This window comes from Bacillus sp. XB1 (assembly GCF_053557995.1).
The window spans coordinates 116,455-129,673 of sequence record NZ_JBNRIL010000005.1 but is presented as its reverse complement, the minus strand read 5'-3'; the positions used below and the strand labels follow the sequence as shown (position 1 = coordinate 129,673).

Here is a 13,219-nt window from a genome sequence, read left to right as displayed (position 1 = left end):
CTTTTTTATTTTTAAAGGTGCGCCTTATAATGAACGACTCTACTGCTTGTACAAAAATAATTTATCAACAGTTGTTCCTAATACTTCAGCTAAACGGAACGCTAACGCTAAGCTTGGATCATATTTATTATTCTCAATTGCATTTATCGTTTGTCTAGAAACCTTACATTTATCAGCTAATGCGCCTTGTGAAATATTATTTTCAGTGCGTAATTCATAGATTTGATTTTTCACACCATTGCTCCTAACCTGTAAAATCGTTTTTACAACATCAGTATATAATTGGCTCATATAGTTGTCAAAAGTTCCTCAAAGAAAAAAGGAGCAATATTGCTCCCTTACAATAGTTATTTTGAAGCTAATGAATTTGTTAGTGCCTCTTTGTTAGCGATATCTTCTTTCTTTATTTGCATACGTACAACTGGCCCTATCGCTAATAAAATAAGTGCCATCGCTATACAAAACACAGTAACTAGTGAAGTTAGTTCCTTTAATCCTCCAGCTAATGAAGTTCCAATTAGCATTGCCCCCATAAACAGTGGTAAAATCGTTCCATTTACTCTTCCAACCATATTTTCTGGTACAAGTTGAATCATAAGCGTACCGACAACAATATTAACACAAGCTAAACAAATACCTGTTCCAAATCTCATGAAACTAGTAATCCAAAATGATGTAGATAGCCCTTCTACTAAAAATGAAAGGGCTAATATACCCATACCGAATACAAACATCTTTTTCGGATTCACTTTTGAAGCGAAAACTGCAGCAACAATACCACCGAGTAACATACCTATTCCGTCAGCTGCCGCTAAATATTGAACAGCTTCTTTTTCCATACCTAAACGTTCAATTACAAGGAATACTTCTAATGGATTCGTTAATCCAACAGCTAAACCCATAATTGTAAAAGTGATCGTAATCATACGTAAATTTTTCGTATGAAGAACATACTTCCAACCTTCTTTTATATCATTTTTTAATGAGTCTCTCGCCACCTGCTCTTTTTCAACCCATTTTGGTAAGAATGAAAGGGCGATAGCAGATAACAAAAATAAAATGATTAAGCTATATAGTGATGTAAATAAACCAAGTTGTGTATACACAAGCGATCCCACCACTGGTCCAAAAATCAGAAATAATGACTGTAATGTTTGGTTAAATGCAATCGCATTTGCTACCTCTCCGTCTTTTACATAGCGCTTAAATATACGCGAAGATGAGGGCTGAGAAAACTGACCTACAATCGCGGAAATGAGTGTTGCAAAAAATATAGCCTGCCAATAATCCAGCTTTAACAACAAGACAATTCCTATAATAGACAGTACACTTAATACATCTCCAGCGACCATTGTTCTTTTCGGATTCCAGCGATCAGCTAGCGCACCACCGATAAACGAGAAAATAAAAATAGGTGCATATTCCATAACTGATAACAACGAAACAGAAACTGGATCATTATTCGTTCGCTCCATTATAAAATACAAAAGAGCCATATTTCTGATCCAAATTGCAAATTGTTGTAAAATATCAGACGCCATAACGAGCATAAATGCTCGGTTTTTAAATAAAGCGTTCATTTTCATTCCCCTTTCATAAACCGACCGTTCGGTCTAATTTATTTTGTAAGAAAAGCAACTGACCTATTATTCAGCTGCCATTCCTTTTAACAATACATCTATTGCCTTTTTATAAATACGTTTCAGCTCTTTATAATCTAATTCGTAGTAAAGCACTCCAAGTCCTGATAATAATCCGTTTACAATATACATAAGATCACGAGTATTATCTTCACGGAACTCTCCAGACTGTATACCTACTTCAATTAATTTCTCAAACATAACATATGATTCTCTAGTTAAAGCTAACAGTTCATCCAGAATCTCTTTACTTACAACTTGGCTCATAGAGAATTCCTCTATTGCATTTGAAATTGGTTGCTGTATGTCCTCTACATGATATTCCGCGAGACCATATAGTTTTTCAGTACTAGTGCTATACAACTTCTCTTTTTCATTCCATTTTTCAATCCAATCATACGTATGCTGTTTCACTACAAATAAAAATAATTCTTCTTTACTTTTAAAGTGATAATAAATACTTCCTTTACTTCGCTCTGTAATTTCACAAATCTCTTCCATAGATGTAGCTGCGTAGCCCTTCTGTGAAAATAGACTTTCTGCTTTATATGCAATTTCTTTCTTTATCTCTTCTGCGCTTCTTCTCATATTCACACCTCTTTAAACCGACCGTTCAGTCTAATAATAACAAATCAAAAACCTCTATCGCAAGAGGCTATATTCCTTATTTAAGAAAACGTACTTTCAAACCAAGTTCGAATCATATGTATGGTTCCAAATTTAAATGCTAATTTAACAAGAAATACGCCTCCTGCAGCTAATAAAAATAACACTACCTTCCCCTTATTTTTCACTTTCGGTTCCCTTTTCATTTCCATTCCCCTTAGTATGTTAAAAATATTAAACAAACGTTTGTTTAACTGTGTTTATGCATATGTAAGCCGACTAATCAAACGTTTGTTTAAAAAGAAATACGCCTATATAAGGCGCATTTTTATCAATTACCACCGCCACCACAGCTTCCTCCGCTATCTCCCCCAAAAGATCCTCCACAATCATGTGAGCCGCCATCATGCGAGCTATCATTATCAGATCCAGCAAAGAAAAATAATGGTGATGAGCTGTTAGATGAATTATGAATGTTATTTTGTTTTGTAAGATTTACCTTCTTTTTGTTCGATCGAACTGCTGTTACGATTGTTCCAACTACAACAAATAATAGTATGACAATAATAAATTCCATTTAAAAGCCTCCCTTATTCCTCGAATAATTGAATGGTTCTCTCTAAATTTTCAAGTGAAATGAAGCGTGATTCACGAAGAATTTCTTTTCCATTATGAAATAATAAAATTGTTGGCCCTGTAAATACTCCATATCGCCCCGCAATCTCCTGCATGTCTTGTAGTAATATCTCTATTTTCTCTACGTAATCATAATTCTCTAATACGCAATTTACTTTTCTTAGCATAACATCACAAACACCACAATTTTCCGTTTTAATAAACAGAAGTACCAATTGTTGTTCTTCAATATAGGTCGCTAATTCTTCTATCGTTTTAAATGTAGTCATCTTATCCCTCTTAGCGTAATTTACGAAATACTTTGTCTTGATACATACGAAAAGCTGAACTATCTTTAATCTTTCTCTTTTCCATTACCTGCTGAAAACGAAGCGTTTTTGCTGTTAACTCTTCTCGTAATCTCTTTCTCTCTTCTTCATCATAACAGCAAGCAATTAGATCCTCTATTTTTAATATATCTTTTTGTAGTTCCATTTCTGGTGGAATCATTCCCGCATTTTTTAAAATTTTATAACTCATTCTAAGTTCTGGAGGTACCATTGAAAGATCTTCTAATTGTAGTGGTTTTCCTTTTCCCGGAAGATAATCAAGATCACCATTCCGTATTGCTTGTCGAATTTTTTCTTCAGCAATGTTCAAAAACACATCCACACCATTCCCTCCTTTACATATTTTTACTATTATTTTACATGATATTTCCTTATCTTTCTACGTCTTTAATAATTGGCTCCATACAATTTTTTCTCAAATTTATTTATAATAAGCTTTTTCCTCCCATACCAATCTTTCGTTTTCATATATAGTTTGTATTCAAGCCTTTTTGTATTGAGAAAGTCTTTTTTAACTTAATAAAGCGTTTACACTAAATCTTACATTTGTTACGATTTAATCACCCCCAGCTCCCTTGTATAGACTTCGTGATGTCTGATCATTTTATCTAGACGTTTCACACGTCTAGATTCATTTTGATTTATTGGCGTATGCCTTTAAATATATCTTTTATTTTGAAAGGAGAAATGGCTATGAGGTCTCAAAAATTCACACTGCTATTACTATCCCTACTACTTTTCTTACCTCTTTTTCTCACAAATTTTATTACTCCAAATCTCGCATTAGCAGATTCACCAAAGCAAAGTCAAAAAATTGTTGGGTACTTTCCTTCGTGGGGCGTTTACGGACGTAATTATCAAGTTGCTGACATTGATGCATCAAAACTTACTCACCTTAACTATGCTTTCGCGGATATTTGTTGGAATGGAAAACATGGAAACCCTTCTACTCATCCTGATAATCCAAATAAACAAACGTGGAACTGTAAAGAATCTGGTGTACCATTGCAAAATAAAGAGGTTCCTAATGGTACTCTTGTACTCGGTGAACCATGGGCTGATGTTACCAAATCGTATCCTGGCTCAGGGACAACTTGGGAAGATTGCGATAAATATGCCCGTTGCGGAAATTTCGGGGAACTAAAACGATTAAAAGCTAAATATCCTCACTTAAAAACAATTATTTCCGTTGGTGGCTGGACTTGGTCTAACCGCTTTTCTGATATGGCCGCTGATGAAAAAACAAGAAAAGTATTTGCTGAATCTACAGTAGCTTTTCTTCGCGCATATGGGTTTGATGGCGTAGATTTAGACTGGGAATATCCGGGCGTTGAAACGATTCCTGGTGGTAGTTATCGTCCTGAAGATAAACAAAATTTCACTCTCCTTCTTCAAGACGTCCGAAATGCTTTGAATAAAGCAGGTGCTGAAGATGGCAAACAATATTTACTAACAATCGCTTCAGGTGCAAGTCAACGCTACGCTGATCATACAGAACTAAAGAAAATTTCTCAAATACTCGATTGGATTAATATTATGACATATGATTTCCACGGCGGATGGGAAGCTACTTCTAATCATAATGCAGCTCTATATAAGGATCCAAATGACCCAGCAGCAAATACGAATTTTTACGTAGATGGTGCTATAAATGTTTATACAAATGAAGGTGTTCCAGTCGATAAACTAGTATTAGGCGTACCCTTTTACGGACGTGGTTGGAAAAGTTGTGGCAAAGAAAATAACGGACAATATCAACCTTGCAAACCAGGTAGTGATGGGAAACTTGCTTCTAAAGGTACTTGGGATGATTACTCTACCGGTGACACAGGTGTGTATGATTACGGTGATTTAGCAGCCAATTACGTTAATAAAAATGGTTTTGTACGCTACTGGAATGACACAGCTAAAGTACCTTACTTATATAATGCAACTACAGGCACATTTATTAGCTACGATGACAATGAATCTATGAAATACAAAACAGACTATATAAAGACGAAAGGTTTAAGTGGAGCAATGTTTTGGGAACTAAGCGGAGATTGCCGTACAAGTCCAAAATATAGTTGCAGTGGTCCAAAATTACTTGATACGCTAGTAAAAGAATTACTTGGTGGACCTATTAGTCAAAAAGATACTGAGCCACCAACGAATGTTAAAAACATTGTAGTTACGAATAAAAATTCAAACTCAGTTCAATTAAACTGGACTGTATCTACTGATAACGTAGGAGTTACGGAATATGAAATTACTGCTGGAGAAGAGAAATGGAGTACAACAACAAATAGCATTACAATTAAAAACTTAAAACCTAATACGGAATACAAATTTTCGGTAATTGCCAAAGATGCTGCTGGAAATAAATCACAACCTACCGCTCTTACTGTCAAAACGGATGAAGCTAATACGACACCTCCTGATGGAAATGGTACTGCTACATTTTCAGTCACTTCGAATTGGGGCAGCGGTTATAACTTCTCGATTATAATCAAAAATAATGGAACGACTCCTATTAAAAATTGGAAATTAGAATTTGATTATAGCGGCAATTTAACACAAGTTTGGGATTCTAAAATTAGTAGTAAAACAAATAATCATTATGTAATTACGAACGCAGGATGGAATGGTGAAATTCCTCCTGGTGGATCTATTACAATTGGCGGTGCAGGAACAGGTAATCCTGCCGAACTTTTAAATGCCGTCATTAGCGAAAACTAGACGTAATATCCATTAATTACTTCAATAAAGTTTGAATTTAGGTTTGAGCAATACCTTCTAAATTCAAACTTTTAATTTTATGAAAAATCAAAAATATCACAATAACCTATTATAATTATATTTAATTTCTAATATGAAGTTTATATGAAGTTCATTTGAATTTTACATGAATTTCCTTTAATTTCTATTGTCTTCCTATAATATCCATATTATCCTTTACATAAAGGAATTATTTTTATTCCATTTTGAACTATCTATATATATAAAGAAAGATAGTCACCTGTTAGGGAAAGGCTTTCGTATTATAAATATAACAAAAGAAAAAGCACGCTTATAAGCGCACCATAAGAGTGCTTCTTCATACAATTCTCATGTAAGAGTTCTCGAAAATCATGTTAATCACAAAGAAAAGGCATTAGCTCATAAAAGCTAATGCCTTTTCTTTATTCATATTGTTGAGTATTCCATTCTTCTATATTTCATAATTTTGTTATCTACGATTCATAGAAAGAAGGTTCATGTGAGACAATTAAAACCGTTCCTTTGTATTGTTGTAACGCTTCCTGTAAAGCCATCTTAGTTTCTACATCCAAATGATTAGTCCGTTCGTCTAAAATTAAAACATCAGCTTTTTCTATTTTTTCATATAAGGAGCTAACACACTTAAAATCTCTTCTTTATCCTTTTTTAATTCGAGTGATGTTAACATATCCATCGTTCTCGGCCTAGGTAATTTCACTTGTACCTCGCCAACTATTGACGCTGGTCTTTGAGATAAAATAAATACGCGATCTGAAAGCAAGATTGCCTCATCTAAGTCATGTGTAACCATAACGATTGTTTGCTTCTCTTGATGCCAAGAGTTTAAAAGCCAGCTATGTACTTCCATTTTTGTAAATGCATCTAATTTACCAAAAGGCTCATCAAGCAGCATAATTGGCTTTTCACATAAATATGTGCGCAGAAAACTAATTCTTTGACGCATACCACCAGACAATTCATCTGGATAATGGTTTGCATATTCATCTAGTTCGAACTGCTTTAATGCTTCCATTCCTTCTGTCAGCCTTTGTTTTTTCGGCTTTCCTTCAATTTCTAACGGAAGAACGATATTTTGCAAAGCTGATCGCCACGGTAGTAATAAATCTTGTTGTGGCATATAACTAACAACATCTTGCTCTTGTACTTGCTTATCGTTATACGTTACGTTCCCGCTTGTTGGTTTTTCAACATTTGCAATCATGTTTAATAATGTGCTTTTCCCGCAACCACTCGGTCCTACAAAGGAAACAAACTCTCCCTCTTGTATAGAGGCACTAATATTCTCTAATACATTCTTTCCGTCGAAAGATTTCACTATATTTTTTATTTGTAATCCGCTCATTTTTCACTTGGAAGGAATTCATTTGTAAAAGCATCTTTTACATCGATTTTCTTTTTAATAACTTTGTTGTCATATAAGAAATTCATGTAATTCGTCCAAATTTCTTCCTTCTGTACTCCCCATGCTTTAGCATCATCTTGATACTTCGTACTTAACCATTTTTGGCTTTCTTGAACTAAATCTTTATTCACATCTGGAACAGCTTTAATTAAAATATCAGCAGCCTCTTTCGGTTCCTTAATTGCAAAATTATAACCTTCTGTCGTTGCACTCATAAACTTTTTCACAAAGTCTTTATCTTGCTTCGTATGTTTTTCACTCGTAATAATAACAGGACTATAGAAATCAAGCGCTGGATCTAAGTCCTTCACCATAATCGTATTTAACTCTTTTCCTTGACGCTTCGCTTCAATACCATCCCAACCGTAATAAATCCATTCGAAATCTGCATCACGGCCAATTGATTTAAAGAAATCTGTTTGTCCTAAGATGATTTTTTCAACTTTATTAAAATCAGCTTGATGTTTATCCATAATCGTCTTTAATGTCGCTTCTTCTGCTGGTCCTCCCCAGCCGCCGTAACGTTTACCTTCAAAATCTTTCGGTGACGTCATATTGTCTTTCTTAAGCGATGCAAACGCTGAAGTGTTATGCTGAATAATCGCTCCTACAGATACAACAGGAATTCCTTCTACACGAGCTAACGTTACATTTTCTTGTGCACTTATTGCGAAGTCTGCTTTTCCTGATGCTATCATTTGCTCTGCTGTTACATTGTCACCTGGTTGAATAATTTCTACATCTAATCCTTGCTTTTTGTAATAATCTTTCGTTTTCGCTACATACAAGCCAGTATGATTCGTATTTGGAAACCAATCTAATACTACTTTTACTTTTTGATCTTTACTTGCACTTTCTTCTTTCTTCGCCGGATTACATCCAGCCACACCTACCGCTACTAAGGCAGCTAACATAACTTTCAAACCTTTTTTCATTTTCTGCCGTCCTTTCTATATATCCATGGTGCTGTTATTCTTGCCATAAACTCTACGATAAAATACAGGCATAATGTCACCATAACGATGATTGCTGCAACACCAAATACTCGGGCAGTCAAAAAGGATTTTGTAGCCCTCGTAAGCATAACGCCTAATCCTTCACTTGCACCGAGCCATTCTCCGATAATTGCCCCCATTACGCTATATGTAACTGCAATTTTTAAACCTGAGAAAAAGTATGGGAGCACTGCTGGAAATTTTACCTTCTGGTAAACTTGCCATTTCGTCGCCTTCATTGTTTGTAACAGTTTCAGCATATTTTTATCTACTGTTTGAAAACCTTCTAAAATACTAAGCGCAATTGGGAAGAAACAAACGAGTATTACGACCATTACTTTCGGCAACATCCCATATCCAAACCAAATAATAAATAGCGGTGCAAGTACAACAATTGGAATTGTTTGCGAAATAACGAGCAATGGATTTATTAAAATACGAAATAACGGTATAACATCCATAATAATTGCGATGCTCGTCCCCAATAAAATTGCAAAGAATAGTCCAATTATAACTTCCTGCAGTGTTTGCATCGTATTTGGTAATAGTAAATCTTTCATCCCAATTAATTCTTGAACAATGGCAGAAGGCTTTGGTAAAATCCACGGTTCGATTTTAAATAATGAAACAGATCCTTCCCATATCGCAATGAGAAGGATAAGCCAAATAGTTGTAATAAGTTTAGATTGCTTCTGGTTTTGCATATTCATCACGGTACTTCCAAACCTTTTCATCTATCGTTACACCAGTGCTTGGACGATAATGGATTTTAATAGAAGTAATCACTTCTTCTGCTCCAGCATCGACGCAAGCTTGTTGCGCACGTTTAACGACATCAAGAAGTACATCTAATTCTCCTTCCAAAGTTGTTTCCATTGCCCCTACTTCATAACGAACTCCCGATTGTTGCACAACTTCAATTGCTTTATCGACAACAGAATATACATCTTTCGTTTTCGCTTGTGGTACTACTGAAAATGACATTGTAACTTGTTGTGACATAATAAAATCCCCCTTATAAAATTAAATTTCAAAAATAAGAAAAGGCTTTCCTACTGCGTAGGAAAGCCTTGTATGCAAGTTATTACAGAATAACATATGCTACATCACTTTAAGTAACTCCCTACGCTGGCATTATCCAGATCAGGTTGAGGGTCGATGTTTACTTACATCCTCTCAGCCAATTGGCTCCCCGGTCCTTAATTCGTTTTCATTGTAGCATGATTTATTTTATTGAACAAACAAAAGCATGCATAATCATTTCATTATTTTTGGAAAATAACCAACTTTTTCACCATGAGCTAATAACTGCTGTATAAATTCTTTATTAATTGCTGGTACTATCAATTCTTTTTTCTTAATCCATTCATTCGTTCTACGTGTACCCATTACAATTTCAGATTGCTGTGCTCCATCTCCTGCAACTTGAGAAGCAATTAACTCTGCTATTACTTCATTTCCCTTCGCTAATGCAAGTCCGGTATTTACATATTCTGAAAGTGGAACCATTTCAAGATTGTATCCACACTCTCCAATTAGCTGTATAAATTGTTCAAACTCAATTTGATGTGGATGACAAATATGTAACGTCTCTCCTACAATTTGCGCATCTTGTAAATACGATACAATTGATTTACTAGCAAAATCAATTGGTGTGAAATCAACTTTCCACTTCACATTTGGTGCTTTCCCAATTAATAGCATTGTTTTAATAAGACGATAAAATGCGTTTCCTTCAATATTTTGTTGGAACGAACCTGTTTCTGAATGACATGCTAAATTACCTGCACGATAAATATTTCCGCGCAAACCATTTTTCATTGCTTCACGAACAATGTTTTCCGCTTGTAGTTTACTATTTGAATATACATTCTCTAAGTCTACACTGTAATTAAAATCACCAGTTTTCATGTATGTATCCCATTGATCTACCGCTAATTCTAACGGGATACCAATTGTAGAAATAAAATGGAATGTAGCACCTTTCTCCGCTAATGCTAGCATACGGCTAGTTCCTTGGACATTTATATTTTCAAATTGTTTTACATCTCCAAAATGTCTTACATCTGCACCGCAATGAATTATCGTATCCATCTTAGAACTGATGAACATAAATTCTTCTTCGCTCATCCCAAGATACTCTTCTCCCAGATCACCAGCTACGGCCTGTATACGCTGTAACCATTCTTCACATATATCATTAAAGTAGCCTGTTAATGTATCTATAATTCTTTGCTGCACATCTTTGGTTGGTCTTACTAAACAATAAATAGTAGCAGATGTATCTCTCAACAATTCATATAATATGTGTGATCCTAAATAACCAGTAGCTCCTGTTAAAAAGACATTTGAAATCTGGGTTTCTTCCAAAACGTTTGCATACGTGATAGTATCTGGTTCGTGAATCACTTTATATTCACGAAATACTTCTTCTTTCTCTACTTTTACTTCTCGCTCAATTCGAGCTAATCCATATATCGTTCTTTCTTTAAAGAAATCTTGAATTGTTAAATGTGAGAAATCTTCTTTTAACAATGTTAAGACTCGTAATACTTTTAATGAATGTCCACCAATTGTAAAGAAATCATCATGCACTCCAACTTTTGAAATTCCTAATACTTCCGCCCAGGCGTTCGCGATTTGTTTTTCTGCTTTATTAGAAGGTGCAACATATTCTTGTAGCCGAACCGGTTCATACTTTTCTTCTAACTGAGCTAACTTCTTAACATCAATCTTTTTATTAGGTGTAAGTGGTAATTCATTAATATAAATTAGTTTAGATGGCACCATATAATCTGGTAATTGCTCTTGTAACTGATAAACTAATTCTGGTATTTCTTTTTTATTTAAAGTTGTATAGAACGCGATTAAATATTGGCTACCTTCCTTACTCTTCTTAGCAAAAACAGCATTTTCTTTTATATTATGATTTTGAGAAATTTTACTTTGGATTTCTCCTAGTTCAATACGATGTCCTCTAATTTTTACTTGATCATCTTTCCGATGTAAAAACTCTATATTTCCATCCTCTAGCAACTTAACGATATCACCTGTTTTGTATATATTAACTATAGGATTAAAAGGGTTCGGAATAAAAGCTTCAATTGTTTTATTAGGCTTATTAAAATACCCTTTTGCTAAGCCTACTGAATCTATATATAATTCACCAGGTACACCAATTGGACAAAGATTCATATTCTCATCCAAAATCATAACTTGATAATTAGCACATGGTTTACCAATGGGAATACTCGCAACATCCCCATTTAACTGACTAGGTATTTTATAGGTTGTCGTCACTACAGTACATTCTGTCGGTCCGTATACATTATAAATTTCAACATTTGTACCTATTCTTTCTCTCCACAATTTAATAACCTCTACAGGCAACATTTCACCGCCAATCGCAATTCTTTTTAGGGAAGCTAGCTTATATATATCTTCTTCTGCTAAATAAGTTGCTACTTGTCGAACAAAAATTGTTGCTAATGCCAAGATTGAAGTTGCTTTCACTTTATAGATTGCATTTGCAAATGCCTCTACAGACAATCGCTCTTCCTCTAATAGTACATACAAGTTTCCTCCGCAGAATAAAGAAGCAAATGACTCCCATACAGAAGCATCGAAACTAAAGGAAGGAAATTGAGCAAATACATCCTCTTCTGTCAATTCATATTGCTTTTTCATCCAAGTGTACAGATTAACAACGCCTCTATGTGCTAACATCGTTCCCTTTGGATTCCCTGTTGAACCCGATGTATAAATCATATAAGCTACATCATCACAATGAATAGACAACTTTACATCTATATCTTCATAAGTTTCACTATCATACAATGAAACTGTTTGAACCCCATCACATGTTATAGGCGTCTCTTTCATCAATATAACTTTCGCTTGGCTATCTTGAATAATGTACTGTATTCTACTTTCCGGATAATCTGGATCAATCGGAACATACGCTGCACCAGCTTTTAATATAGCTACCATACTTACTACTGTATCTATGCTACGTTTCATAAATATTCCAACATAGTCTCCTAATTGGATGCCGTTTTTAATTAACATATGAGCTATTTGATTACTTTTTTTATTTAGCTCCTCATAAGTTAAAGTACCTTCCCTTGAAGATAAAGCTATACGATTTGGAAATTGAGTAACAGTATTATAGAACATATCGACGATACTTTTCTCAGGATATACTGCTGTCGTATCATTCACTTGACTATAAAGTGCCATCTCGGCCTCTGTAATAATATTAAAATGTTTTATATACTTATTAGCATTTTGTGATATATCAACTAAAACACCTTGTATTTGTTGTGCATAACGAGTAATCGTTGTCTCTTTCCAATTAACACTATTAAATATTATTTCTACACTTTGCATATTTTTACTAAATACAAATTGTAATGTATTCGTGTCTTGTAGCTCATAATATGTTTCACCAATAATAATAGGTGACATTTCATATAATGTATTACCGTTTTGAAACTCTTCTATTTCTTCCTCATTCATTTCTTTAATTTGCTCCAGTTGCTCTTCAATTTGTAAATTTAAACTTTCATAGGAGAGAAAATTAGAAACTTCAATAGTAATTGGAAATAAATTTCCTCTTACATGATAAAGCACGACAATATGTTTTTCTTTAGAAATATGATATAACCACGTTGCAGTCGCTCCTATTAAATCTACAATGTGAGTCAAATTTGAAAACAGTTCCGTTTTCCTTTTTATCCTAAGTTCTGTTCCTTGCACATCTTTAGGTATTTTAATACTTCCTTCTACTTTTCCTAAAAATTCTTTTACCATCTCATTATAAGAAATTGCTAATTTCATATTTATGTAAAT

The 13,219-nt window shown here is 34.3% G+C and carries 13 protein-coding genes and 1 riboswitch; of the genes, 1 reads left to right on the top strand and 12 read right to left on the bottom strand.

Annotated features, from left to right (window positions below):
• Positions 1-39: 39 nt before the first annotated feature.
• The 7 genes from ACK1U5_RS24735 to ACK1U5_RS24705 all read right to left on the bottom strand — a co-directional run bounded on the left by ACK1U5_RS24735 (position 40) and on the right by ACK1U5_RS24705 (position 3,533).
• The gene (locus tag ACK1U5_RS24735) at positions 40-291 is read right to left on the bottom strand and encodes a helix-turn-helix transcriptional regulator (RefSeq protein ID WP_002023181.1); all 252 of its coding nucleotides are present in this window, start codon (positions 289-291) and stop codon (positions 40-42) included.
• Between the two features lie 56 nt (positions 292-347).
• Positions 348-1,580, bottom strand: a complete 1,233-nt coding sequence (locus ACK1U5_RS24730) for an MFS transporter (protein ID WP_113710819.1) — start codon at positions 1,578-1,580, stop codon at positions 348-350.
• A gap of 66 nt (positions 1,581-1,646) precedes the next feature.
• Positions 1,647-2,228, bottom strand: a complete 582-nt coding sequence (locus ACK1U5_RS24725) for a TetR/AcrR family transcriptional regulator (protein WP_001254434.1) — start codon at positions 2,226-2,228, stop codon at positions 1,647-1,649.
• An 80-nt stretch (positions 2,229-2,308) separates the two neighbouring features.
• Complete coding sequence (locus ACK1U5_RS24720; RefSeq protein WP_000817981.1) at positions 2,309-2,452, bottom strand: hypothetical protein; 144 nt, start codon at positions 2,450-2,452, stop codon at positions 2,309-2,311.
• Positions 2,453-2,577: 125 nt separating this feature from the next.
• The gene (locus ACK1U5_RS24715) at positions 2,578-2,823 is read right to left on the bottom strand and encodes a hypothetical protein (RefSeq protein WP_113710820.1); all 246 of its coding nucleotides are present in this window, start codon (positions 2,821-2,823) and stop codon (positions 2,578-2,580) included.
• Positions 2,824-2,836: 13 nt separating this feature from the next.
• Positions 2,837-3,151, bottom strand: coding sequence for a thioredoxin family protein (locus ACK1U5_RS24710; RefSeq protein ID WP_000206517.1), 315 nt, complete (start codon positions 3,149-3,151; stop codon positions 2,837-2,839).
• Between the two features lie 10 nt (positions 3,152-3,161).
• Entirely contained in the window at positions 3,162-3,533 is a 372-nt protein-coding gene (locus ACK1U5_RS24705; protein ID WP_000382380.1) for a DnaJ family domain-containing protein, read from the bottom strand.
• A gap of 371 nt (positions 3,534-3,904) precedes the next feature.
• Here ACK1U5_RS24705 and ACK1U5_RS24700 point away from each other — a divergent pair, with 371 nt between their 5' ends.
• Complete coding sequence (locus ACK1U5_RS24700) at positions 3,905-5,929, top strand: glycosyl hydrolase family 18 protein (protein ID WP_001257486.1); 2,025 nt, start codon at positions 3,905-3,907, stop codon at positions 5,927-5,929.
• A gap of 634 nt (positions 5,930-6,563) precedes the next feature.
• Here the strand turns inward: ACK1U5_RS24700 and ACK1U5_RS24695 are convergent.
• From ACK1U5_RS24695 to ACK1U5_RS24675, 5 genes are all read right to left on the bottom strand, one after another.
• Complete coding sequence (locus ACK1U5_RS24695) at positions 6,564-7,313, bottom strand: ABC transporter ATP-binding protein (protein WP_000016085.1); 750 nt, start codon at positions 7,311-7,313, stop codon at positions 6,564-6,566.
• Positions 7,310-8,308, bottom strand: a complete 999-nt coding sequence (locus ACK1U5_RS24690) for an ABC transporter substrate-binding protein (RefSeq protein ID WP_000715568.1) — start codon at positions 8,306-8,308, stop codon at positions 7,310-7,312. The genes ACK1U5_RS24695 and ACK1U5_RS24690 overlap by 4 nt, the downstream gene beginning before the upstream one ends.
• Positions 8,305-9,078 carry an ABC transporter permease gene (locus tag ACK1U5_RS24685; RefSeq protein ID WP_001057166.1) on the bottom strand — a complete coding sequence of 258 codons (774 nt, stop codon included), beginning with the start codon at positions 9,076-9,078 and terminating at the stop codon, positions 8,305-8,307. Before ACK1U5_RS24685 ends, ACK1U5_RS24690 begins: the two co-directional genes overlap by 4 nt.
• Positions 9,050-9,370 (bottom strand): MTH1187 family thiamine-binding protein, encoded by a 321-nt coding sequence (locus tag ACK1U5_RS24680; protein ID WP_000082906.1) that lies wholly within the window; start codon positions 9,368-9,370, stop codon positions 9,050-9,052. The genes ACK1U5_RS24685 and ACK1U5_RS24680 overlap by 29 nt, the downstream gene beginning before the upstream one ends.
• Positions 9,371-9,471: 101 nt before the next feature.
• Positions 9,472-9,573: riboswitch (TPP riboswitch) on the bottom strand.
• A 52-nt stretch (positions 9,574-9,625) separates the two neighbouring features.
• A complete protein-coding gene (locus ACK1U5_RS24675; RefSeq protein WP_113710821.1) occupies positions 9,626-13,207 on the bottom strand; it encodes a non-ribosomal peptide synthetase family protein in 3,582 nt (1,193 codons plus the stop codon).
• Positions 13,208-13,219 lie beyond the last annotated feature (12 nt).